General features: G+C 71.4%; 22 protein-coding genes. 13 read left to right on the top strand and 9 right to left on the bottom strand.

What is annotated here, in order from left to right; all coding sequences use genetic code 11:
• Positions 1-46 precede the first annotated feature (46 nt).
• Both CCR97_RS27305 and CCR97_RS27310 read right to left on the bottom strand, forming a co-directional pair.
• On the bottom strand, positions 47-1,027 hold the full coding sequence (locus CCR97_RS27305; protein ID WP_201160062.1) for a sugar kinase: 981 nt from the start codon (positions 1,025-1,027) through the stop codon (positions 47-49).
• 8 nt (positions 1,028-1,035) lie between these two features.
• Positions 1,036-2,271: an acyl-CoA dehydrogenase family protein gene (locus CCR97_RS27310; RefSeq protein WP_111356378.1), complete on the bottom strand. Its 1,236-nt coding sequence runs from the start codon at positions 2,269-2,271 to the stop codon at positions 1,036-1,038.
• A 223-nt stretch (positions 2,272-2,494) separates the two neighbouring features.
• On the opposite strand from CCR97_RS27310, the gene CCR97_RS27315 reads away from it, so the two are divergent.
• Together CCR97_RS27315 and CCR97_RS27320 are read left to right on the top strand one after the other, a co-directional pair.
• Positions 2,495-3,601 (top strand): CobW family GTP-binding protein, encoded by a 1,107-nt coding sequence (locus tag CCR97_RS27315; RefSeq protein ID WP_111356377.1) that lies wholly within the window; start codon positions 2,495-2,497, stop codon positions 3,599-3,601.
• A gap of 127 nt (positions 3,602-3,728) precedes the next feature.
• Entirely contained in the window at positions 3,729-4,745 is a 1,017-nt protein-coding gene (locus tag CCR97_RS27320; RefSeq protein WP_111356376.1) for a WD40 repeat domain-containing protein, read from the top strand.
• A gap of 9 nt (positions 4,746-4,754) precedes the next feature.
• Here the strand turns inward: CCR97_RS27320 and CCR97_RS27325 are convergent, their stop codons facing one another.
• Positions 4,755-5,519 (bottom strand): transporter substrate-binding domain-containing protein, encoded by a 765-nt coding sequence (locus tag CCR97_RS27325; RefSeq protein ID WP_170145749.1) that lies wholly within the window; start codon positions 5,517-5,519, stop codon positions 4,755-4,757.
• Positions 5,520-5,786: 267 nt separating this feature from the next.
• On the opposite strand from CCR97_RS27325, the gene denD reads away from it, so the two are divergent.
• Both denD and sfsA read left to right on the top strand, forming a co-directional pair.
• Positions 5,787-6,770 carry a D-erythronate dehydrogenase gene (denD, locus tag CCR97_RS27330; protein ID WP_111356374.1) on the top strand — a complete coding sequence of 328 codons (984 nt, stop codon included), beginning with the start codon at positions 5,787-5,789 and terminating at the stop codon, positions 6,768-6,770.
• A 31-nt stretch (positions 6,771-6,801) separates the two neighbouring features.
• Positions 6,802-7,587, top strand: a complete 786-nt coding sequence (sfsA, locus tag CCR97_RS27335) for a DNA/RNA nuclease SfsA (protein WP_111356373.1) — start codon at positions 6,802-6,804, stop codon at positions 7,585-7,587.
• On the opposite strand, the gene CCR97_RS27340 is transcribed toward sfsA, so the two are convergent.
• Positions 7,550-7,792 (bottom strand): putative antibiotic biosynthesis monooxygenase, encoded by a 243-nt coding sequence (locus CCR97_RS27340; protein WP_111356372.1) that lies wholly within the window; start codon positions 7,790-7,792, stop codon positions 7,550-7,552. The two genes, sfsA and CCR97_RS27340, sit on opposite strands and share 38 nt — an antisense overlap.
• A gap of 213 nt (positions 7,793-8,005) precedes the next feature.
• Here CCR97_RS27340 and CCR97_RS27345 point away from each other — a divergent pair, with 213 nt between their 5' ends.
• From CCR97_RS27345 to CCR97_RS27355, 3 genes are all read left to right on the top strand, one after another.
• A complete protein-coding gene (locus tag CCR97_RS27345) occupies positions 8,006-8,686 on the top strand; it encodes a TetR/AcrR family transcriptional regulator (RefSeq protein WP_111356371.1) in 681 nt (226 codons plus the stop codon).
• Between the two features lie 53 nt (positions 8,687-8,739).
• Complete coding sequence (gene map, locus CCR97_RS27350; protein WP_111356370.1) at positions 8,740-9,573, top strand: type I methionyl aminopeptidase; 834 nt, start codon at positions 8,740-8,742, stop codon at positions 9,571-9,573.
• 234 nt (positions 9,574-9,807) lie between these two features.
• Entirely contained in the window at positions 9,808-10,551 is a 744-nt protein-coding gene (locus CCR97_RS27355; RefSeq protein ID WP_111356381.1) for a sulfate transporter family protein, read from the top strand.
• Positions 10,552-10,763: 212 nt separating this feature from the next.
• Here the strand turns inward: CCR97_RS27355 and CCR97_RS27360 are convergent, their stop codons facing one another.
• A complete protein-coding gene (locus CCR97_RS27360) occupies positions 10,764-11,699 on the bottom strand; it encodes a methylenetetrahydrofolate reductase (RefSeq protein ID WP_170145748.1) in 936 nt (311 codons plus the stop codon).
• Positions 11,700-11,864: 165 nt separating this feature from the next.
• On the bottom strand, positions 11,865-13,280 hold the full coding sequence (locus CCR97_RS27365) for a hypothetical protein (RefSeq protein WP_111356368.1): 1,416 nt from the start codon (positions 13,278-13,280) through the stop codon (positions 11,865-11,867).
• A gap of 296 nt (positions 13,281-13,576) precedes the next feature.
• On the opposite strand from CCR97_RS27365, the gene CCR97_RS27370 reads away from it, so the two are divergent.
• Both CCR97_RS27370 and CCR97_RS27375 read left to right on the top strand, forming a co-directional pair.
• Positions 13,577-14,362, top strand: a complete 786-nt coding sequence (locus CCR97_RS27370) for a hydroxypyruvate isomerase family protein (protein ID WP_111356367.1) — start codon at positions 13,577-13,579, stop codon at positions 14,360-14,362.
• A 232-nt stretch (positions 14,363-14,594) separates the two neighbouring features.
• Positions 14,595-14,804 (top strand): hypothetical protein, encoded by a 210-nt coding sequence (locus CCR97_RS27375; protein WP_111356366.1) that lies wholly within the window; start codon positions 14,595-14,597, stop codon positions 14,802-14,804.
• A gap of 290 nt (positions 14,805-15,094) precedes the next feature.
• Here CCR97_RS27375 and CCR97_RS27380 read toward each other — a convergent pair whose 3' ends face one another.
• Entirely contained in the window at positions 15,095-16,003 is a 909-nt protein-coding gene (locus tag CCR97_RS27380; RefSeq protein WP_111356365.1) for a metallophosphoesterase family protein, read from the bottom strand.
• A 61-nt stretch (positions 16,004-16,064) separates the two neighbouring features.
• Entirely contained in the window at positions 16,065-17,021 is a 957-nt protein-coding gene (gene mbfA / locus CCR97_RS27385; protein ID WP_111356364.1) for an iron exporter MbfA, read from the bottom strand.
• Positions 17,022-17,206: 185 nt separating this feature from the next.
• Between mbfA and radC the strand changes: the two genes are divergently transcribed.
• The 4 genes from radC to CCR97_RS27405 all read left to right on the top strand — a co-directional run bounded on the left by radC (position 17,207) and on the right by CCR97_RS27405 (position 21,152).
• Complete coding sequence (gene radC, locus CCR97_RS27390) at positions 17,207-17,926, top strand: RadC family protein (RefSeq protein WP_244670703.1); 720 nt, start codon at positions 17,207-17,209, stop codon at positions 17,924-17,926.
• Between the two features lie 189 nt (positions 17,927-18,115).
• Positions 18,116-18,832, top strand: coding sequence for a GntR family transcriptional regulator (locus CCR97_RS27395; RefSeq protein WP_111356362.1), 717 nt, complete (start codon positions 18,116-18,118; stop codon positions 18,830-18,832).
• Positions 18,829-20,103 (top strand): dicarboxylate/amino acid:cation symporter, encoded by a 1,275-nt coding sequence (locus tag CCR97_RS27400; protein WP_244670704.1) that lies wholly within the window; start codon positions 18,829-18,831, stop codon positions 20,101-20,103. The genes CCR97_RS27395 and CCR97_RS27400 overlap by 4 nt, the downstream gene beginning before the upstream one ends.
• On the top strand, positions 20,100-21,152 hold the full coding sequence (locus tag CCR97_RS27405) for a GntG family PLP-dependent aldolase (protein WP_111356361.1): 1,053 nt from the start codon (positions 20,100-20,102) through the stop codon (positions 21,150-21,152). Before CCR97_RS27400 ends, CCR97_RS27405 begins: the two co-directional genes overlap by 4 nt.
• Before the next feature lie 116 nt (positions 21,153-21,268).
• On the opposite strand, the gene CCR97_RS27410 is transcribed toward CCR97_RS27405, so the two are convergent.
• A partial coding sequence (locus CCR97_RS27410; RefSeq protein ID WP_201160063.1) for a protease inhibitor Inh/omp19 family protein occupies positions 21,269-21,894 on the bottom strand: 626 nt, incomplete at its 5' end.

The following is a 21,894-nucleotide window of genomic DNA, read 5'->3' on the forward strand; positions in this document are numbered from 1 at the left end:
GGTGGGGAGGGGGAATGCCGCTCTGACGACGCGCGTCGAACGCCCCTCAATGCACCGCGCCCTCGGTGCGCGGCATGATGGCGCCGCGGTGGCGGATCACCTGAGCGGCGAGGCGGTGGGCCTCGCCGGCCGCCTCGGCGGGCGGCTGGCCGGCGAGGCGGGCCGCCAGATAGCCGGCGTTGAAGCCGTCGCCGGCGGCCGTGGTGTCGACCGGCACCACCACCTCGGGCACCGGCACGTGCGAGTGGAACTGCTGCGCATGGTGCTGCTCGGCCTGCGAGCCGGAGGCCTGCGTCGCCGCCGGGCCGGCCGCCGCGACGAGCGCGCCCTTGGCGCCGTTCTTCACCACGATCTCCTTGATGCCGAAGGCCTGCATCCGCTCGATCGTCGCCTCCGGGCTCGGATCGCCCCACAGCAGCGCCTCGTCCGCGAAGGTCGGCAGGGCGATGTCGACGCGCTTGAGCGCCTCCATGTAGACGGCGCGGGTACGGCCCGCGTCGCCGGTCCAGCCGCGCGGCCGGAAGTTGCCGTCGAACGCCACCTTGGCGCCCTGCTGGCGGGCGAGCTCGACGATTGCCAGGAAGCGGCCGATGCCCTCGTTCGAGTAGAGCGACAGCGTGATCCCGGAGAAATAGACGACCCGCGCGCCCAGTAGGCCCTCGGCGATGCGACCCCAGTCGGGCAGCTCGAACAGGCGGGCGGCCGGGGCGCCGTCGCGCCAGGCGCTGAACACCGGCGTGCCGTCGCGTCCGGTGTCGGCCAGATACAGGCCGGGCAGCCGGCCCGGAACCCGCAGCACCAGATCGCCACCGACGCCCTCGGCGGCGGCGAGCGCCATGATCTGGTCCGAATAGACGTCGTCGCCGAGCGCCGTCGCATGTGCCACCGGCACGCCGGCGCGCGCCAGATAGATGGCGGTCGAAAACACGTCGCCGCCGCAGGAGAGCGCGAAGCGCCCGTCCGCACCGCGCGCCAGCTCGATCATGACCTCGCCGACCGTGACGACGCGGGTGCGGTTCTGGCTCATCGCGACACTCAGCTTTCCGGACCGGCGTAGCGACCGGCCGTATGGGGGAACAGCGCCTTGACGATCTTCATCTTCGAGATGTCCACCGTAGCGTCCATATGCAGAAAGATCGAGGCGTCCCGGAACAGTTTCTCGACGCCGAAGTCGAGCATCACCCCGTTGCCGCCGTGCAGCTCGAGCGCGTGCTGGGCGACCTTGAAGATCTCCTCCGAGGCGTAGACCTTCGCCATGTTACAGAGCGCGTCGGCATCCGGATCCTTCTCGTCGACGGCGCGGGCAGCGCGGTCGAGCAGCGCCCGCACCGCCTCGAGCCGTGTCGCCATGTCGGCGAGCCGCAGCGCCACGGCCTGATGCTTGATGAGAATGCGGCCACCCTGCACGTAGTTCTGCACGTAGTCGGCCGTCACCTCGAAGGCCCGCATGCCGACGCCGAGATTCTTGGCCGCCTGGATGATCTTGCCGGGCCTGAAATAGATGCCGGCGCGGCCGAGCGAATCGTTCTCGACGAGCAGATGGTCGTCGGGGACGAACATGTCCTCGAACACCAGCTCGCCGTTGTTCATGAAGCGGCAGCCCATGGTCTCGTTACAGCGGGCGACCGTCAGCCCGGGCGTATCGCGCGGCACCAGGAAGCTCGACGTGCCCTGGAGCATGCCGACCGCCGGGTTGGTGTTGGCGTAGACGACGTACAGCCCCGCATCGTAGCCGTTCGAGATGAACTGCTTGCGGCCGTTGATCACCCACCCGCCGCTTTTTCGCACGGCGCGCGTCTGCATGGCGGCCTCGGGGACGTTGTAGGGCAGCCAGCGGTCGGAGGCGCCCCGCGGCTCGGTGAGGCAATGCGCGAGCAGGAACTGCGGGTCCTCCAGCAGCCGGCCGAACCACTTCTTCTGGAGATGCTCGGGCGCGACATGGCGCAGCAGCACGGCGACCTTCCAGTTCTGCACCAGCTTGTCGGCGAGCCCCGAATCGCCCCGCGCGATCTCCTCGGCGATCAGCGCGAAGGTGCCGACCTCGGTCGCCGGATCGAGCTCGATGCCGCCGAACACCTCCGGCACGCCGAGGGTGCGGATGCCGACCCGCTCGGCGCCTTCGAGAATCTCGGGCGGCAGGCGGCTGTCCGGCCGCATGTCCCACTCCCGCTGCCATTCGCGGCGGATGAACGGGATGACGACGTCGTCGACGAAGGCGCGGCAGGAGGCGCGCATCAGGCGCTGCTCCTCCGAGAGGCGGGAGTCGGGCATGTTTCCTCGCGGGTCGAGGCCGGGTTTCCCGGCCGGTTGTTATGACAAGCCAGCATAGAGGGCCGGCGCGCCGGCCGGAAGCGGGTGTCGGGTCCGCATCCGCGGCGCGCGGCAGCGCTGCGGGAAACGCCGTGCCGACCGGGGGCGCCGCGCCGCCCCGCCGGTCCGGGGGCTTTGCTCGCCGTCCGGGCGTCCCCTATATAGGGGCCGAACGGAGCTCCCCATGACCGACAAAATCCCCGTCACGGTCCTCACCGGCTATCTCGGTGCGGGCAAGACCACCCTCCTCAACCGCATCCTGTCGGAGCCGCACGGCTACCGGTTCGCCGTCATCGTCAACGAGTTCGGCGAGATCGGCATCGACAACGACCTCGTCGTCTCGGCCGACGAGGAGGTGTTCGAGATGAACAACGGCTGCCTGTGCTGCACGGTGCGGGGCGACCTCATCCGGATCATCGAGGGGCTGATGCGCCGGCGCGGCAAGTTCGACGCCATCGTGGTCGAGACCACGGGCCTCGCCGACCCGGCCCCGGTGGCGCAGACCTTCTTCATGGACGCCGATGTCGGCAAGGCGGCCAAGCTCGACGCCGTGGTCACGGTCGCCGACGCCAAGTGGCTGCGCGACCGCCTGAAGGACGCGCCCGAGGCGAAGAACCAGATCGCCTTCGCCGACGTCGTGCTGGTCAACAAGACCGACCTCGTCTCGCCCGAGGAGCTCCTGGACGTCGAGGCGCATGTGCGCGCCATCAACCCCTACGCCAAGCTCCACCGCACCGAGCGCTGCAGCATCCCGATCGGCGAGGTTCTGGGCCGCAACGCCTTCGACCTCGACCGCATCCTGGAGATCGAGCCGGCCTTCCTCGAGAAGGGCGACGATCATGATCACGATCATGCGCATGGTCATGATCACGACCACCACGACGGCTGCGACTGCGGCCACGACCACGGCCACAACCATGATCACGATCACGATCACCACGATCACGGCCATCAGGCGCACGGTCACGGGGGCCTGAAGCATTATCACGACGAGCACATCCAGTCGCTGTCGATCAAGACCGCGCGACCGCTCGATCCCGACAAGTTCTTCCCCTGGCTGCAGACCCTGGTCGCCGAGGAAGGCGCGAAGATCCTGCGCTGCAAGGGCATCCTGGCGTTCAAGGACGATCCCGACCGGTTCGTCTTCCAGGGCGTCCATATGATCCTCGACGGCGACCACCAGCGCGCCTGGCGCGACGACGAGCCGCGCGAGAGCCGCCTCGTCTTCATCGGCCGCGAGCTGCCGGAGACGCTGATCCGCGACGGTTTTGAAACCTGCTACGCGGGATGATGCGCCCGATCGCCGCCGGGTCCGCTCGTCCCCGCGAAGGCGGGGACCCAGGGGCGGCACGGCACGAGGTCTGGATGCCCGCCTTCGCGGGCATGAGCGGAGTTCGGGGCGACGCCCGGAGTTTCACATGACCGACACCACCGTCCCCTCGAACTCGCTCGTCGATCGCACCCGCCCGATCGACGCCGGCGCGCCCGTGGTGGCGACCGCCTTCGTCGGGCCGAAGGGACGCGAGGTCGCCGCATTCGCGCTCGGCGAGGACACGGTGCTGCTCACCGGCGACGACGGCACCGAGCGGCACGTCGCGGTCCACAAGGGCGGCATCCTGAGCGCCGCGAGCGACGGCGCGCAGCTGATCACCGGCGGCGACGACGGCCGCGTGATGGCGACGGCGCCGGACGGCACCACGCGCGAGATCGCCGTCGACGCCAAGCGGCGCTGGATCGACAATGTCGCAGTCGGCCGCGACGGCGTCGTCGCCTGGTCGGCCGGCAAGACGGTGTTCGTGCGCACGTCGAAGGGCGAGATCCGCACCGCCGAGGTCGGCTCGACGCCGGGCGGGCTCGCCTTCGCGCCCAAGGGCCTGCGGCTCGCCGTCGCCCATTACGGCGGCGTCGCGCTGTGGTTCCCCAACGCCAAGGAGCCACCCGAGACGCTCGAATGGAAAGGCTCGCACACCGGCGTCACCTTCAGCCCGGACGGCCGCTTCGTCGTCACCACCATGCAGGAGCCGTCGCTGCACGGCTGGCGGGTCACCGACGGCAAGCACATGCGGATGTCCGGCTACGCCGCCAAGGTGAAGTCGGTGTCGTGGACGGCGGACGGGCGCGAGCTCGCCACCGCCGGCGCCGACGCGCTGGTGCTGTGGCCGTTCCACGGCAAGGACGGGCCGATGGGCCAGCAGCCGCGCCTGCTCGCGCCCGCCAAGGATCTGATCGTCGCGGTCGCCTGCCATCCGCGCGAGCCGGTCGCCGCGGTCGGCTACGAGAGCGGCATGGTGCTCCTGGTGCGGCTGGAGGACTCGGCCGAGATCGTGGTGCGCGCGCCGGGCGGCGGCGCCGTCGCGGCACTCGCCTGGAACGCCACCGGCACGCGGCTCGGCTACGGCACCGAGTCCGGCGCCGCCGGCCTGCTGGCGCTGTGACGGCGCGGCCTAGCTGGCAGCACCGGCCGCGGGCGGCACGTTGGCGCCGGCGAGGCCGACGCGCTCGAAGGCGCGCTGCACCAAGCCCGCCGCCTTCGCTTCCTCGACCAGCGCCGTCACCCGGGCGAGCGCCGCCGGTCGGCCCTTCGGCAGGACGACGGCCGTGGTGGTGGTGAGGAACGAGCCCGGGAGAATCCGCGAGCCCTCGATCTGGGTCACCAGGCCGGACAGCGATTCGCGCCCCATGGCGATGGCGTCGGCCATTCCGCCATGCATCATCGCGACCGCATCCTCCGGCGTCTCGACCGGGACGTGCGAGGCCCGCGGCGAGGCGCGCAGCGAGGCGCGGAGCGTCGCGCTGTTGCGGACGCCGACGATATGCACGTCGGGGGCGTCGGCTTCGGCGAGCCGGTGGATGGGAGAGCCGGCCGGCACCAGATAGCTGCTCTGGAGAATGTGATAGGCGGCGCCGAAGTCGACATGCCGGCGGCGCTCGTCGTCGACCGGCAGGAAGCTGACGTCCCACAGGTCGCTTCCGGCAGTCGCCTGGATCTCGCCGGAGCTGCGGAACGGAACGATCTCGAGCGGCAGGCCGGTCGCCGCCGCCAGCGCCTCGGCGAGCGCCACGGTGACGCCGCGCAACTCTCCCTCCGCCTCGCCCCGGACCGCATAGACGGCGGACGGCGTCGGGCCGACCGCGATCGCCACGCGCAATCGTCCGGTCGGCGCCAGCTCGGCCGAAAGTTCGCGGTCGGCGAGGATCGCGTGAGCCATGCACCTTGATAGCACGAGGTCCGGCATCGGCATGGCGGTCGCCCGGGATTGTCCACACGGCGAATCAGCGCACCAACGAACAGACTATGACATCTGAATAGTTGCTTCGCCACGATAACCGACCGAAGGTTGCGGGATTGGCGCCGATGATCGTTGTTTGATCCGCGTCGAATCGGCGCGGGCGGGATTGGCCGTCTCGCCGGCTTACTCCGTCCGGTCGAGCTGATAGGGTTGCGCGGGGCACCTGCCGCCCGTCGGAGACCGCGCATGCATGTCCTCGTCACCGGAGCGGCCGGGATGATCGGCCGCAAGCTCGCCGAGCGGCTCGGCCGGGACGGCACGCTGTGCGGCGCCGCCATCACGACGCTGACGCTGACCGACATCGTCGAGCCGCCGGTGCCGGCGGACTTCTCGGGCTCGGTGCGTCTCGTCACGGCCGACCTCGCCGATCCCGGCGTCGCCGCGAGCCTGGTCTCCGGTCGCCCCGAGGTGGTGTTCCACATCGCCGGCGTCGTCTCGGCCGACGCCGAGCTGAACCTCGACAAGGGCTACCGGGCCAATCTGGACGGCACCCGGGCGCTTCTCGACGCGATCCGCCGGATCGGCGACGGCTGGCGGCCCAAGGTCGTGTTCACGTCGTCCTGCGCCGTGTTCGGCGCGCCGTTCCCGGACGCGATCGGCGACGACTTCCATCTCACGCCGCTCACCTCCTACGGCACCCAGAAGGCGATGTGCGAGCTGCTGCTGGCCGACTACAGCCGGCGGGGCTTCCTCGACGGCGTGGCGCTGCGGCTGCCGGCCGTGTGCGTGCGGCCGGGACCGCCCAACAAGGCCGCGTCAGGCTTCTTCTCGGCGATCATCCGCGAGCCGCTGGCCGGGCGCGAGACCATCCTGCCGGTCGCCGAAACCGTCCTGCACACCCATGCGAGCCCGCGCGCCACGGTCGGCTTCCTGATCCACGCCGCCGGTCTCTCGCGCGAGGTGCTGGGGCCGCGCATCGCGATCACGATGCCGGGCGTGTGCTGCACGGTGGGCGAGCAGATCGAGGCGCTGCGCCGGGCCGCCGGCGACGCCGCCGTCGCCCGCATCAAGCGGGCACCCGACCCGCTGGTGGAGACGATCGTCGCCGGCTGGCCGCATCGCTTCGACGCGGTGCGCGCGAGGGCGCTCGGCTTCGTCGCCGAGACGACCTTCGACGAGATCGTCCGCATCCACATCGAGGACGACCTCGGTGGGCGAATCCCGGACTGACGCGGCCGCGGCCACGGGCTAAACCGTCGGCATGCGGTTCTCGTCCCCGTTGAGTCCGGCGATCCTGCTGCGCCGGTACAAGCGCTTCCTCGCCGATGTCGAGCTGCTGGACGGCACCGTCGTCACGGCGCATGTCGCCAATCCGGGCAGCATGCTCGGGCTGGCCGAGCCGGGCGCGCGGGTGTGGCTGTCGCGCTCCGACAACCCGGCCCGCAAGCTCGTCCATTCGTGGGAGCTGGTCGAGGTCGACCTCGGCGCCGGGCTGGAGCTCGTCGGCGTCAACACGGCGCATCCGAACGGGATCGTCGCCGACGCGATCGCGGCGGGACGCATCCCGCCGCTCGCCGGCTACGCGACGCTGCGGCGCGAGGTGAAGTACGGCGCGGCGTCGCGCTGCGACCTGCTGCTCGAGGACGCCGGAAAGCCGCCCTGCTGGGTCGAGATCAAGAGCGTGACGCTGATGCGCCGCCTTGGCCTCGCCGAGTTTCCGGACGCCACGACGGCGCGCGGCGCCCGGCATCTTTCGGAGCTCGCCGCCCGGGTGGCGGCCGGCGAGCGGGCCGTGATGCTGTTCCTGGTGCAGATCGGCTCGGCCGAGAGGGTCGACGTCGCCCGCGACATCGACCCGGCCTACGGGCTCGCCTTCGACCGGGCGCGGGCCGCCGGCGTCGAGGCGATCGCGCTGCGCTGCCGGGTCTCGCTCGACGGCATCGATGTCGACGCGCCGGTTCCGGTGGCGCCGCCGCGGGCCGGGACGGCTGCCACCGCAGTCGCCGCGGTCAGGGCCGCGAGCCGACGCGCCGCGCGATCGGGATGACGAGGTGGATCATCGCCAGCACCATGGGCGGCACCACGACGGCGGTGAGCGCCGGGAACGGCCAGCCGGCGGTGAGCGGCGACACCACGGCCAGCAGCGTGTTGATGACGAGATAGGCGCCGATCATCACGGCGGCGACGAACCGCAGATGGGCGGCCGAGACGGCGGCGAGGCGGGACTTGATCGATCGGAGAAGGGTCGTCATGGCTCGGGCTCACATCGTTACGAAACGAACCGTTTCGTTCATGGCGCTTGATCTATACGGCACGTTTCGTTACGTCAAGAGGCGCTGCGGCGCCGCAGCACGTTTCTTTGCCCGGCGCGGCCCGCTCCGGGAGCCCGACCTTGGTAGGATGCGTCCGGGCGTCGGCCCGCGACCGCCCTGCCCCGGTCAGCCGACAGCCGGGGAAGCCCGAGGATGAGCGAGCCCCGAAATCCCGGTGCGCCCGAGGCCGGCCACACCGGCCATCGCCGCGCCTCGATCGGCGCGCGGCGCAACCCCGCCGCCGAGACGGCGATTCTCGGGGCGGCGCGAGCGCTTCTGGCCGAGAAGGGCTATGCCGGCTTCTCGATCGACGAGGTGGCGCGGCGCGCCGGGGCCGGCAAGCCGACCATCTACCGCTGGTGGCCATCCAAGGCCGACCTGTTCATCGCCGTGTACGCCGCCGACAAGGCGGCCGCCATCGCGGTGCCGGACACCGGCGACCTCGCCGCCGACCTCTCGGTCTACACCAAGGCGCTGTGGCGATTCTGGCGGGAGACGTCGTCGGGCGCCGCGTTCCGGGCCCTGATCGCCGAGGCGCAAGCGAGCGAGCAGGCGATGATCGCGCTGCGCGAAAAATTCCTCCCCGTTCGGCTCGCCGATCTCGGCTGCGTGTTCACCCGGGCGGTCGAGCGCGGCGAGATCGCCGCCGCGGACGCGCCGGCGCTGCTGCAGCTCTATATCGGCTTCCACTGGGTGCACCTCCTCACCGGCCGGATCGCCGAAGAGACCGAGCTGATCGAGCAGGCGGCGCGGCTGATCGTGCGGGCCGGCGGCGGCGCGCCCGCCACGGCCGCGGCGCCCACGGCAACCCCGCCCGGACCGCGGCACGATTGATTCGAGGCGGCAAAAGCCTACATTCGGCGCAACACCGACGAGGCGCGGATTTCATGACCTATATCGATGCGGCGGCGGCGCCGCTGCGCAAGAACGGACAGATCAAGCTGCACGGCCCCGAGGCGTTCGCCGGCATGCGCAAGGCCGGGCAGCTGGTCGCCCGCTGCCTCGACATGCTGGTGCCCGAGGTGCAGCCGGGCGTGCCGACCGAGCGCATCAACCAGCTCGTCTTCGAGTTCGCCATGGACCACGGCGCCTATCCGGCGACGCTGATGTACCGCGGCTACAACAAGTCGACCTGCACGTCGATCAACCACGTCGTCTGCCACGGCATCCCCAACGACAAGCCGCTGCGCGAGGGCGACATCGTCAATATCGACGTCACCCTCATCCTCGACGGCTGGCACGGCGACTCGAGCCGCATGTACGGGGTCGGCGAGATCCCGCGCCGGGCCGAGCGGCTGATCGAGGTGACGTTCGAATCGATGAACCGCGGCATCGCGGTGATCCGGCCGGGCGCCACCACGGGCGACATCGGGGCCGCCATCGAGGCCTTCGTCGAAGGCCAGAACATGAGCGTGGTGCGCGACTTCTGCGGCCACGGCCTGGGCCGCCTGTTCCACGACGAGCCCAACATCGTGCATGTCGGCCGGCGCGGCGAGGGGGTGGTGCTGCGCCCCGGCATGCTGTTCACGGTGGAGCCGATGATCAATCTCGGCCGCCCGCACGTGAAGGTGCTGTCGGACGGCTGGACCGCGGTGACGCGCGACCGCTCGCTCTCCGCCCAGTTCGAGCACACCGTGGGCGTCACCGAGACCGGCGTCGAGGTGTTCACCTACTCGCCCCAAAACCTCGACAAGCCGCCGCTGATCTCCGGCCGCGCCTAGGCGCGAACGGCCGCGCCCGGCGTCTCCCTGCGCGCGATCGCCCAACGAGCCGTTCGGCGCGCCCGGCGACCGCCGCCGGACTCGGGCCGTCGATTTCGTCGCAGCGTCCATGCGTCCCCGGACTTCCCGCCGGGCGAAGCCCTTGCCGCGGCGCGGCCGGGGCTCTACCTCAGGACGGCCGCGCTCGGCGGCGACTGTTCACAGGTGGGCCGCCGCCGGCCCGAGGACGTGTCGATGTTCCGTGCCGCCTCGCTCGCCATCGCCCAGATGACGTCGCCGCCGTTCCGCTCGGTGCTGCTCAGGTCGGCGGGGCTCGCGCTGCTGCTGCTCGCCGTCCTGACCGTCGGGCTCTACCAGCTCGTCGCCTGGCTCGGCGGCGAGGGCGGCACCTGGATCGAGACGTCGCTCGGAGCGAGCTGGCACAGCGCCGTGGTGGCGCTCGGCTGGGTGCTGGCGATCGCGCTCGGAGCCGGGCTGTTCGCCGGCGCGATCTTTCTCATGCCCTCGGTGACGTCGCTGGTGGCGAGCTTCTACGCCGACGACGTCGCCGCCGAGGTCGAGCGCGAGCACTATCCGGACGACCCGCCCGGCGTCGCGCCGCCGATCGGCTACGCGATCGTCGAAGGCCTGAAGACCGCCCTGCTGGCGCTGCTGATCTATCTGTGCGCGGCGCCGTTCCTGCTGATCGGCGGCATCGGTGCCGTCGCCTTCTTCCTCGCCACCGCCTATCTGCTCGGCCGCGAGTACTTCCTCATCGCCGCGGTGCGCCAGCAGCCGATCGGCGACGCCAAGGCGCTGTGGCGCGACAACCGCACCCGCGTCGTCACGGCCGGGCTGCTGGTCGCCGCCTTCGTGCTGATCCCGATCGTCAACTTCGCGACGCCGCTGTTCGCCACCGCCTACATGGTGCACATCCACAAGCGGCTCGCCGCCGAGCGGCGGCGCGACCTCTTGGAGGAGCTGCCGAGCGACGCCTGATACGGAATCCGCCTGATTACGTCGTCGTCATTCCGGGGCGGCGTACTCGGGTCGGCGCTTCGCGCCGCCCGAGCACAGGCTCCGCGCCGAACCCGGAATCCAGCCGAGACGACGGCGCTTGCCTCTGGATTCCGGGTTCGCGGACCTCATGGTCCGCGCCCCGGAATGACCAACCAAACCGATCATTCGGAAACCATATGACGCCGCGGCGCTCAGGGCGGCGTGACGGAAAATCCGCCGGCGCGATCGAGGGCGATCCGCCCCGCCGCGACCGCCGCGGACCAGCGCACCGCCGCCGCGAGCCCACCGAACGCGTAGAAATGGGGACTGACGTCGCCGAGCCGGTCGCCCGGTCCAGCGACGCCGCGCACGGCACGGTCCGGCGTCGCGGTGCCGAGCATGTCGCGGACGAGACCGACATTGCGGGCGAAGGCCTGCGCCGAGGCGCGCACGCCGCAGATGCGGGCGTAGCGCAAGAGCGCCGTCACCGAGGCCGGCCCGGCGAAGCCGATCCGCACCGGATGGTCGATGCCCTGCGCGCGCAGCCGCGTCAGCCAGGCGACGATCGGCTCCGGCGTCATGGTGAACTGGGTGACGACATGGGCCGACAGCCCGGTCTCGGCGGCGGCGGTGAGCTTGGCGGCGAGCGCCAGATCGAGCGTCACCGGCGCGACGCGCGGATGGCCGTCCGGATAGCCGGCGACGCCGATCTCGTGAATGCCGTGGCCCTGCAGGAGGCCGCTCTCGATCAGCTCGATCGCGGCGCGGAACGGTCCGGCCGGCTCCGACCGGTCGCCGGCGATCACCAGCACGCGCGTCACGCCGGCGCGCTCCACCATGGCGGCGAGGTGGTCCGACAGCGCCGCCGCGCTGGCGAAGCTGCGCACCGCGAGATGCGGCACCGGCTCGTAGCCGGCCGCCCGCACCGCCTCGACCACGCCGCGCTGCTCGGCGAACGGTTTGGTCGGCAGCGCGCTCACATAGACCAGGGTTCCGGGCCGGACATGCGCGGCGAGCGCCGCCGCATCGGCCGCGGCGAGCCGCGTCGTCTCGAAGGTGGCGCGCGCCATGACGGCGGCGATCGACGCGATGGTGTCGTCGGTGACATCGTGGTCGGAGTGCCGGAGGGCCGTCGAAGTCTGCGCCATGGCCTGTCCTTCTGGTCTGCCGAACCGATCTGCCGAACTGATCTGCCGAAGTCGCACCGGACTCTCGTTCGCGTCATGCGCGGGCTCGACCCGCGCATCCATCCTTCGTCGTGAGGTCCTGATTCGCAGGACGATGGATCGCCGGGTCGAGCCCGGCGATGACGATCACTGCCGCCGCCGCGAGATCACGTAGGACTCGTCGTGGAACCAGAGGCCGCCGTGCTGCTGCAGGACCTCGCGGGTGGCGTCGAGATAGCGGCCGTCCGCCACCGCGGCGGCGAGCCGGTCGTCCTCCACCTGGGCGACGTAGACGGCGGCGTTCCAGGCGGCGAACAGCGTCGAGGTGCCGATCGTGTCGGCGAGCTCGCCCGGCAGCGCGTCCATGTCGTAGCGAAACAGCGCGCGGTTGTCGGCGAAGGCGTTGAACACGAGGTCGCGGCCGTCGGCCCCGAGCTCCTCCTTCACGGCGCGCAGGATGTCGTGGCGGTCGTGCACGAAGGGATCGTCACCGGGCCACACGCGCTGGACGATCTCCTGGCCCGGATCGTGGCCGTAGGAGTGCACGGCGACCAGCCGACCGCCGGGCGCCAGCGCGCGGGCGAGCGGCGCGATCACGCGCCGCGCCTTGAAGGCGAGTGGCGCGCGCGCCCGATAGGGCTGCGAGGCGATCACGAGATCGTAGTCGGCGATCGCGGCGCCGCGCCGCGGGATCACCTGATCGAGCAGGAAGCGATGATCCTCGCGATAGATCACCAGCACGACCGGCCGGTCGAAGCTCGGGGAGCCGGTGCGCGGATCGATTGTGGCGTTCCAGTTCTCCGCCAGAAACGGCTCGAGCCCGCCGATCTGCTCCTCGAAGCGATGCGCGGAGGCGCCGGACAGCGCCAGCTCGTGCCAGACGAGGCGCGAGTCCAGGCCGGGCGACCGCCCGCCGAGCCACGGCGCGTCCGCATAGGCGAGATTGGTCAGCACCAGCACCTGGGCCGGATGCTCGAAGAAGCGGTCCGGCATCTTCTGCAGCGTGAGGCGCACGTCCTCCAGGCTGATCTCCTTGCCGACGATGCCGAACGGCATGGTGGGGAACCGGTCGTGCATGGCCCGCATCACCCGGGCCAGCACGGTGCCGTCGCCGACGCCGGCATCGAACACCCGCACGGCCGGCGGCCGCGGCGACAGGCCGGCGAGCTCCAGCGCGACCCGCTGGGCGACGACGCGCTTCTCGCTGCAGGTATGGACGAACAGGAGATACTTCTGGCGATTGTCGAAGAAGCGGAAGTGGCGCTGCGGGCTCGCCTCGCTCGGCACCGCGCGCGGCGGCAGCGGCGTGCGGGCGGCGAGGCCGTTGCTGCGCATCACGCCGTGGCCGCGCAGCAGCAGGCTCGAGCGGAGCTCGGGCGGCACCCGGTTCGCCTGCATGAAGGAGCGGATGCGGTCGAGCGTCTCGGTGGTGATGCGGCCGCCGTTGCGCAGGCGCGCGGCGAGCTTGCCGTCGTTGACGGCGCGCCGGCCGAAGGTCGACTCGGCCAGCCCCGTCTCGCGGCAATAGGCGGAGATCTCCTGGAGCAGTTCCTGGGCGTTCATCGGCGCGTCCCTCCGGGCCGTGGCCCACGTCTGACGCGCGGATTGCGGCCCAATGCACAATTGAGTCGTCGGGACGCGGACCGGTCAACCACAAAGTGGCCCAACGCGACGGTGGGCCGCGGATGGGCAAATCACGTTCCTGTTGCGTCGCGCGGCGCGCCGCAGCGCAGCACGACGCTGCGCTGCGAAGAACGCGTCTGAACGTGCGGCGCGGACAGTCCACATGCGCGATTGCACGGAAGCCGCCGCCGTCGGATAGCTGATCTCACGTCGGAGTACGACGTCGGAGTTCGAGAATGCCCCGCCTCGCCGCCAATCTCGCCTATCTGTTCGCCGACCGTCCGCCGCTCGATCGCTTCGGCGCCGCCGCCGCGGCCGGCTTCCGCGCCGTCGAGCTGCAGTATCCGTACGATCAGGATCCGGCCGCAATGCGGGCCGCGATCGTCCGGCATGGCCTCGTGATGCTCGGGATCAACACGGCGCCGCTGCCCGGCGCGCCCTCCGGCATCGCCGGCGTGCCGGGGCGCGAGAGCGAGTTCGCGGCGCTGTTCGAGCGGGCGGTTTCACTCGTCACGGCGCTCGGCGGCCGGACGATCCACTGCCTGGCCGGCGTCGTTCCGGAGGGTGAGCGGGAGGCCGGCGAGGCGACCTTCGTCGAGAACCTGCGGCACGCGGCCGACCGTGCCGCTGCGCACGGGCTGATCATCCTGATCGAGCCGCTCAACACGGTCGATCGGCCCGGCTATCTGCTGACGCGGGCCGAGCAGGCGGCCGCGATCCTGGACCGGGTCGAGCGCGCCAATGTGCGCATGCAGTTCGACTTCTACCACCAGCAGATCATGGGCGGCGACCTGCTGCGGCGGTTCGAGCGCCACCTGCCGCTGATCGGCCATGTCCAGATCGCTGCGGTGCCGAGCCGGGCCGAGCCCGACGAGGGCGAGGTGAACTACGCCGTCGTGCTCGCCGCCCTGGACCGGCTCGGCTACGCGGGTTTCGTCGGCTGCGAATACGTGCCGCGCGGCCGCACCGAGGACGGGCTCGGCTGGGCGGCGCCCTGGGGTGTCGCGACGGCGGTATCCTGATCACGACTGTACGGGATCGTGTGCGATCTGATCAGTTCGCGTCGTGATCACGACACGACGGCAGATGCTCCACGACGAAATGCGATTGCATCGCACAACACGATTTCGCGGAATTCGGCGGAATCCGGCGCAATTCTCCGTATCCGCTTAAGCCCTCCTTAAGGGCACGGGCGCACGCTTTGCATTCAAACGGTGGACTCCGGACGGGTCACCAAGGACGCGAGAGGAGCCCATGCTGAGCTCTCGCAAGACGCGCTTCCAGTGGAGCAAGCAGGACCGCAGCACCGACCAGACGCTGTTCCGGTCCATGGCGCAGCGCTGGCAGCCGACCGTCCATCGCCACGACGCCGACGCGCTCGACCCCATCAGGACGACAACCCCGCCCGAGCCGCCGGCGCCCGAGACGCCGCCGGGCTGGACGCCATGGCTGTGGGTGGACTGAGCGGCGTAACCGACTCCGCCCCAGATCGACGAATCGGCATCCCCGGTCTCGGCGCGCGCCCCGGACAAGGCGCATCGGGCCGCAGGCCTGATGCGCCGCAGAGCCGGGGCCCAGGGGCCGCACGACGGGCCCCACGACGGGCGGCACGGCAGGCTGCACGGCAGGCGCATCGTCCGATCGCCCCTGGGTCCCGGGTCACGGCGCTCCGCGCCGCGCCCGGGACACGAGGCTGCATGAGGTCGCTTCAGCCGGAGACGACGAAAGCCAGGACATGGCGCCCGGCCCGCGCGTCACGCGGCCGGCAGCAGCGGCTTGCGGGCGAGCTCGGTGATCGCCGTCGCGCTCGGTGCGAAGCCGCGGGTGACGGCCTCGCAGGTGAACGCGCCGGGGCTCCCGTCGATGCGATAGAGATTGTAGGCGGCCGGATCGCGCCTGCCCTCGGGCGACGCCGAGGCGGAGGGCAGGCCGACCGCCGGGATCCGCCCCGCCGGCCCGTCGAGCCAGATCAGCGCGTGGACGTGGTCGTGGCCGTGCAGCACCAGCTCGGCGCCGCGGCGCGCCAGCACGTCCAGGAAGGCGCCGGCATCGACCAGCCGCTTGGCCCGCACGGCCGGGGTCTTGGCCGGCGGGTGATGCAGCATCACGACCCGGAACAGGCCCTCGTCGCCGAGCTGCGCGAGGCGCGCGTCGAGCCGGTCGAGCTGATCACGGCCGAGCAGGCCGGTCGCCAGGAAGGCCGGCGTCGGCACGGCGCTGGACAGGCCGACCAGCGCCACCGGGCCGCGCCGGCGGACGTAAGGGAAACGCGGGTCCTGGTCGGTGCGCGCCTCGCGGTCGCCCTTCATGAAGGCGTCCCAGTGCTTGTCCCAATGGGCGAGCGCGGTGCGCACATAGGCGTCGTGATTGCCCGGGATGAAGCTGACGTCCTCGGGCGATCCGAGCGCCGCGAGCCATTCGGCCGTGGCGGCGAACTCGCCCGGCAGCGCGATGTTGACGAGGTCGCCCGTGACGGCGGTGTGATCGGGCGTCTGGGCGGCGAGGTCGTCGATCAGGTCGGTCAGGATCTCGACCCGGTGATGGCGGCGCCGGTTGCGCCGCCAGTTGAGCCAGCCGAGCACGCGCTTGGAGGCGAGCTGCCGCAGGGTCGGCCGCGGCAGCGGGCCGATATGCGGGTCGGTGAGATGGGCGAGGACGAACATGCGCGGCTTATACCAGACCGCGACCGAGCGTCATCCCGACCGCGCGAGAAACCTCCAGGCCTCACGCACTCCCGATCAGGATGCCGGCCAAAAACACCAGGACGCCGCCGAGCACCACCTGGAAGGTGGCGGAGAGGAACGGCGTGTCCATGTACTTCCAGCGAATGTAGGAGATCGCCGCGAGCTCGAGGATCACCACCGCGAAGGCGACCGCCGTGGCGGTGAAGAAATGCGGGATCAGGTAGGGCAGCGTGTGGCCGAGGCCGCCGACCGTGGTCATCAGGCCGCAGACGCCGCCGCGCAGCCACGGCGAGCCGCGGCCGGTGAGCGAGCCGTCGTCGGACAGTGCCTCGGCGAAGCCCATCGAGATGCCGGCGCCGATCGACGCCGCCATGCCGACCAGGAAGGTCGCCCAGGTGTCGTGGGTGGCGAAGGCGGCGGCGAACAGCGGCGCCAGCGTCGACACCGATCCGTCCATCAGGCCGGCGAGGCCGGGCTGGACATATTGCAGCACGAACACGCGCCGCGCCGTGGCGTCCTCGGCGGCGCGGGCGTCGGTGGTCAGCAGCTCGCCCTCCAGCCGCTCGGCCAGCGCCTCGTGCGTGTCCTCGGCCTCGGCGAGCTTGAGGAGGAGCTGGCGGGTCGCGACATCGCGGCTCGATTCGGCCGCCCGGCGATAGAAGTGCGCCGTCTCGTACTCCATGGTCTCGGCGTACTTGCGCACCTCGTCGAGGCCGAGCGGCTTCGTCAGCCAGACCGGCTTGTGGCGGACGAAGCCCTTGACGTCCTGGCGGCGGATCAGCGGAATGAAGTCGCCGAACTTTTTCTGGTAGAGGTCGAACAGCCAGCCGCGGTGGTGGACCTCCTCGTCGGCCATGGCGTCGAACAGGGCGGCGGTCTTAGGGTATTGGGCGCGCAGCCCTTCGGCGAAGCCGCGATAAATGCGGCTGTCCTCCTCCTCGTTGGTGATGGCGAGGGCGAGCACCTCCTGCTCGGTGAGGTCGGCGAAACGTTTCATGGGGGCACCGTCGCATTGTTTAGATCGATTCTAAACAAAAGCTAGCGCGAAGCGCCTCCTCCCGCCAGGGCGTTCGCCGGACGCCAGCCATGCGCACAACCCGAGGCTGCGGCGACGATTGCCAACGCGCCGCCGAGTCGGCCATTGTGCGGGCGGCGACAATGCCGGCGCACCCGGTGTGGACCATGGCGGACGAAGAGCAATCCGGCGACCGGGTCGGGCTTTCGGAGGCGTCCCCTCACTATCACGGTCATCGCGACCGCCTGCGCGCCCGCTTCCGCGAGGCCGGCAGCGACGCGCTGACCGACTACGAGCTTTTGGAGCTGGTGCTGTTCCGGGCGCTGCCGCGGCGCGACGTGAAGCCGCTCGCCAAGGCGCTGATCGCCCGCTTCGGCTCCTTCGCCGAGGTGATCGCGGCGCCGCCGCGCCGGCTCGGCGAGGTGCCGGGGCTCGGCGAGTCGGCCATCACCGACCTCAAGATCGTCCAGGCGGCGGCACAGCGCATCGCCCGCGGCGAGGTCAAGCGGCGCACCGTCCTGTCGTCGTGGTCGTCGGTGCTCGACTATTGCCGCACCGCCATGGCGTTCGCCGACAAGGAGCAGTTCCGCGTCCTGTTCCTCGACAAGCGCAACCAGCTCATCGCCGACGAGGTGCAGCAGACCGGCACGGTGGACCACACGCCGGTCTATCCGCGCGAGGTGGTGAAGCGGGCGCTCGAGCTGTCGGCGACGGCCGTGATCCTGGTGCACAACCACCCGTCCGGCGACCCGACGCCGTCGCGCGCCGACATCCAGATGACCCAGGCGATTCTCGACGTGGCGAAGCCGCTCGGCATCGCGGTTCACGACCACATCATCGTCGGCAAGGACGGCCACGCGAGCTTCAAGGGCCTGCGGCTGATCTGACGCTCCAGTCCGAGACGTGCGACCCGGGCCGGGCATCGCCGGCACGGCTGCCGCCGCGCGCCCCCGCGCCTGCCCGGGCGAAGCCGTCATCACCAAAGCGTCCGGGGTGACGGTCGAGGCGCCGGCGGGCCGCACCCTCGCGCACCACCGGGCTTTGACATACCACTGGTATGCCAGTTTACTGTCGGCATGACGAAGCCGCCCTCGCTGCGCCGTGACGACGCCTATGCGCGAATTCGCGACCTGATCGTGCGCAACGCGCTCGATCCCGACGTGCCGCTGTCGGAGCGCAGCCTCGCCGAGCGGCTCGGGCTCGGCCGGACGCCGGTGCGCGAGGCCCTGAAGGCGCTCGGCCGCGACGGCCTCCTGGTCACCCATCCAATGCGCGGAACCTTCGTGCGCCGGCTGTCCTTCGACGACCTGCGGGAGATCCACGAGATGCGGCTCGGCCTCGAGGGGCTCGCCGCCTATCTGGCCGCCTGCCGCGGATCGACCCCGGAGCTCGACGCCTGCGCGGCGGCATTGCGATCGTTCGTCGGCGCGGCCGACGTCGACGTGGTCGCCGCCCAGGAGGCCGGCTGGGCCTTCCACGACGCGCTGTTCCGGACCGCCCGGAACGGCCGCCTGACCGCCGCCTACGAGGCGCTGCGGGCGCAGAGCGGCCTCGCCCTGCAGCAGATGCCGCGCTACAGCGCCGAGCGCACCCGCGCCGCGGTGCGCGAGCATCTCGACATCTACGCGGCCGTCACGGCGCGCGACGCCGAGCTGGCGCAGCGCTGCATGTGGGGGCATCTCGTCGGCGCGCTCGACGCCCGCCTCCAGGCCCTCGGCCTTCCGCGCCCCGCGGCGGACGCCACCTCTCCCCGCCCCTCACCGAAGCGATCGCGACAAAAGGTCGATCCATGAGCGCACGCGCCCGTCCCCTGAATCCCTTCCGCTGGCCTCTCGCGATCCAGATGCTGGCCGGCCTGGCGCTCGGCCTGCTGGTCGGCCTGATGTGGCCGGACTTCAGCAAGGCCCTGCGCCCGCTCGGCACCGCCTTCGTCGAGGCGATCAAGATGATCGTCATCCCGGTGGTGTTCGCCACCGTGACGCTCGGCATCTACCGGATGGGCCGCGAGCTCCACACGCTCGGCCGCATCGCCGTGGTGTGCTTCGGCTACTTCTACGTCGCGACCGTGGTCTCGATCCTGATCGGGCTCGGCCTCAACGCGCTGTTCCATCCCGGCGCCGGCGCGTCGCTGGTGGCGACCGGCAAGATCCCGGCGAACCTCGCCGTGTCGGTCGACTGGGTGCAGTTCTTCATGGACATGATCCCGTCCAACGTGCTGGCCGCGATGGCACAGCAGAAGGTGCTGCCGACGCTCGTCTTCTCGATCCTGTTCGGGCTCGCGTTGGCGAGCCTCGGCGAGACCGCCCGGCCGGTCGTCGCGCTGCTCGACGCCGTGATGCAGGCGATGTTCAAGATCACCCGGTGGATCACGTCGACGGCGCCGATCGCCGTGTTCGCCATCGTGGCCTGGCTGTTCGCCTCGCAGGGCCTCGCCACCGTGACGGCGCTCGCGAAGCTCGTGCTCGTGATGTATCTCGGCCTCGCCATCCTGGTGCTGGTGTTCTGGCTGATCCTCGCCGCCATCGGCGAGCGGCCGATCGCCGTCACGCGCGCCATCATGGAGCCCGTCATCCTCGGCTTCTCGACCCGCTCGTCCGAAGTGACGCTGCCGGTCCACATGGAGAAGCTGCGCGCCATGGGCGTGCCGGACCGCATCATCGGCGTCGTGCTGCCGCTCGGCTACGCCTTCAATCGCGACGGCTCGATCATGTATTTCGCGCTCGCCGTCACGTTCCTGGCCGAGGCCTACGGGGTGCCGCTCACCGGCTCGGCGCTGTTCACCATCCTCATGGTGACGACCATCGCCAGCAAGGGCTCGGCCAACGTGCCGTCCGGCGGGCTCGTCGCGGTCGCCATGGTGCTGACCGCGATCGGCCTGCCGGTCGAGGCGCTCGCCATCATCGCCGGCGTCGACGCCTTCCTCGACATGGGCCGCACCGCCGTCAACGTGTTCGGCAACACGGTCGCCGTGAAGCTGGTGCAGCGCTTCGCCGCGACGACGGCGGACGCGGACGCCGCGGCCCCGGCCGCCGCACCGGTCGGGGCAGAGGCCGCCGAGGCATGAGCGGGCGCGACGAGGACAGCGCCGGCCCGATCGATCTGCGCAGCGACACGGTCACCCGGCCGACCGCCGCGATGCTGGAGGCGATGCGCACGGCGCCGCTCGGCGACGACAGCCGCGACGGCGATCCGACCGTCGTCCGGCTGGAGCAGCGCGCCGCCGCGATGGTCGCCAAGGAGGCGGGCCTGTTCCTGCCGAGCGGCACCATGGGCAATCTCCTCGCCGTGCTGGCCCATGTGACGCGCGGGCAGGACGTGCTGGTCGACCCGCTCGCCCATCTCGTCACGTCGGAGATCGCCGGGCTCGTCGGGGTCGCCGGAGTCGTGCCGCGCACGGTCGCGAGCCAGGCCGGCCGCTACGATCTCGCCGCGCTCGCCGCGGCACTCGCGGCGGCGCCGACGGCGCGCGTCGGCGCCGGGCTGGTGTGGCTGGAGACGAGCCACAACGGGGCCGGCGGCCGCGTCGTGCCGCCCGGCCACGTCGGCGAGGTGTGCGCGATGGCGCGACAACGCGGCGTGCCCGTGCATCTCGACGGGGCGCGGCTGTTCAACGCCGCCGTGGCGCTCGGCGTCCCGGCCGGGACGATCGTGGCGCCGGTCGATTCGGTGATGTTTTGCGTGTCGAAGGGCCTGTCCGCCCCGGTCGGCAGCCTGCTGGCCGGCTCGGCCGCCTTCATCCAGCGGGCGCGGGCGTTGCGCCGGATGCTCGGTGGCGCGATGCGGCAGGCAGGCGTGATCGCCGCGGCCGGTCTCGTCGCGCTGGAGACGATGGTCGACCGCCTCGCCGAGGATCACGCGGTGGCGCAGCGGCTGGCGACCGGCCTTTTCGCGATCGACCCGACCCTCGTCGATCCGGCGACCGTCGAGACCAACATCCTGCGCCTCGACGTGTCGCGCACCCGGCGCGATGCCAGGGCCTGGGCCGACATCCTCGCGGAGCACGGAATTCTGGTGCAGGCGAGCGGCGCCGCGCAGCTCCGCCTCGTCACCCACCGCCACGTCGACGAGGCCGCGGCCGACCGGGTCGTCGCCACCTTCGCGGCGGCCGCCTGAGCGTCCTCCGCACTCCGCTCATCCCCGCGCAAGCGGGGATCCAGGGCGTCGTGCCGTGTCCCTTGTCCCCGCCTTCGCGGGGCCGAGGGGACGTCGGATCTCGGCCGAAAGCGGCTCTACCGCTTGACCATCAGGAGCGGGTCGCGGGTCTCCGGGACGCGCTGCCACGTCTTGGGGTCGGTCTCCTCGAACCGCCAGGTGCGGTTGCCCGCGCCGGTGAGCACGAGTTCGTCGCGATCCATGGTCCAGGCCGTCGGGGCGAAGCGGGTGACGGCGGCGTCGCAGTCCGGCCCGAGCCGTAGGGCAAAGCCCTCGCCGGCCGGCGTGCTGGCGAGCGTCACCGGGCAGAGCACGCGGCCGCCGCGGCGCAGGGTCCAGTCGCCCGCCATCTCGGCCTGGCTCGGCGCCGGCGGCTTCACCGACGCGGCGGTCTGCAGGAACAGGATGCCCTCGCCGGGCTTCGGCGCCTCCCACAGGCCCTGCTCGACCTCGCTGAACTCCAGCATCGGCTTGCCGCGGGCGTCGAGGAAGCGGAGGAAGTCGTTGTCGCCGAGCGTCCAGGCGGCGGCGTCGCGCAGGAACGGGAACACCCCGGCGCACGCCTTGTCGAAGTCGATCTTCATGCCGAGCGACCCGGCCGCGTCGGTCTTGAAGCCGACCGTGCAGCGTCGGTCGCGATCGGCGTTGGAGAACTCCCAGGCCGAGCCGGCGACCGTGCGGGCGGCCTCGCTCGGCGGAGGGG

It is taken from the genome of Rhodoplanes elegans (genome assembly GCF_016653355.1).
GTDB lineage: Bacteria > Pseudomonadota > Alphaproteobacteria > Rhizobiales > Xanthobacteraceae > Rhodoplanes > Rhodoplanes elegans.

What these genes read in the sequence shown, in the direction of transcription:
- CCR97_RS27305 (WP_201160062.1), bottom strand. Translation starts at nt 1,027, where the DNA reads ATGAGCCAGAACCGCACCCGCGTCGTCACGGTCGGCGAGGTCATGATC.
- CCR97_RS27310 (WP_111356378.1), bottom strand. Translation starts at nt 2,271, where the DNA reads ATGCCCGACTCCCGCCTCTCGGAGGAGCAGCGCCTGATGCGCGCCTCC.
- CCR97_RS27315 (WP_111356377.1), top strand. Translation starts at nt 2,495, where the DNA reads ATGACCGACAAAATCCCCGTCACGGTCCTCACCGGCTATCTCGGTGCG.
- CCR97_RS27320 (WP_111356376.1), top strand. Translation starts at nt 3,729, where the DNA reads ATGACCGACACCACCGTCCCCTCGAACTCGCTCGTCGATCGCACCCGC.
- CCR97_RS27325 (WP_170145749.1), bottom strand. Translation starts at nt 5,519, where the DNA reads ATGGCTCACGCGATCCTCGCCGACCGCGAACTTTCGGCCGAGCTGGCG.
- denD (WP_111356374.1), top strand. Translation starts at nt 5,787, where the DNA reads ATGCATGTCCTCGTCACCGGAGCGGCCGGGATGATCGGCCGCAAGCTC.
- sfsA (WP_111356373.1), top strand. Translation starts at nt 6,802, where the DNA reads ATGCGGTTCTCGTCCCCGTTGAGTCCGGCGATCCTGCTGCGCCGGTAC.
- CCR97_RS27340 (WP_111356372.1), bottom strand. Translation starts at nt 7,792, where the DNA reads ATGACGACCCTTCTCCGATCGATCAAGTCCCGCCTCGCCGCCGTCTCG.
- CCR97_RS27345 (WP_111356371.1), top strand. Translation starts at nt 8,006, where the DNA reads ATGAGCGAGCCCCGAAATCCCGGTGCGCCCGAGGCCGGCCACACCGGC.
- map (WP_111356370.1), top strand. Translation starts at nt 8,740, where the DNA reads ATGACCTATATCGATGCGGCGGCGGCGCCGCTGCGCAAGAACGGACAG.
- CCR97_RS27355 (WP_111356381.1), top strand. Translation starts at nt 9,808, where the DNA reads ATGTTCCGTGCCGCCTCGCTCGCCATCGCCCAGATGACGTCGCCGCCG.
- CCR97_RS27360 (WP_170145748.1), bottom strand. Translation starts at nt 11,699, where the DNA reads ATGGCGCAGACTTCGACGGCCCTCCGGCACTCCGACCACGATGTCACC.
- CCR97_RS27365 (WP_111356368.1), bottom strand. Translation starts at nt 13,280, where the DNA reads ATGAACGCCCAGGAACTGCTCCAGGAGATCTCCGCCTATTGCCGCGAG.
- CCR97_RS27370 (WP_111356367.1), top strand. Translation starts at nt 13,577, where the DNA reads ATGCCCCGCCTCGCCGCCAATCTCGCCTATCTGTTCGCCGACCGTCCG.
- CCR97_RS27375 (WP_111356366.1), top strand. Translation starts at nt 14,595, where the DNA reads ATGCTGAGCTCTCGCAAGACGCGCTTCCAGTGGAGCAAGCAGGACCGC.
- CCR97_RS27380 (WP_111356365.1), bottom strand. Translation starts at nt 16,003, where the DNA reads ATGTTCGTCCTCGCCCATCTCACCGACCCGCATATCGGCCCGCTGCCG.
- mbfA (WP_111356364.1), bottom strand. Translation starts at nt 17,021, where the DNA reads ATGAAACGTTTCGCCGACCTCACCGAGCAGGAGGTGCTCGCCCTCGCC.
- radC (WP_244670703.1), top strand. Translation starts at nt 17,207, where the DNA reads ATGGCGGACGAAGAGCAATCCGGCGACCGGGTCGGGCTTTCGGAGGCG.
- CCR97_RS27395 (WP_111356362.1), top strand. Translation starts at nt 18,116, where the DNA reads ATGACGAAGCCGCCCTCGCTGCGCCGTGACGACGCCTATGCGCGAATT.
- CCR97_RS27400 (WP_244670704.1), top strand. Translation starts at nt 18,829, where the DNA reads ATGAGCGCACGCGCCCGTCCCCTGAATCCCTTCCGCTGGCCTCTCGCG.
- CCR97_RS27405 (WP_111356361.1), top strand. Translation starts at nt 20,100, where the DNA reads ATGAGCGGGCGCGACGAGGACAGCGCCGGCCCGATCGATCTGCGCAGC.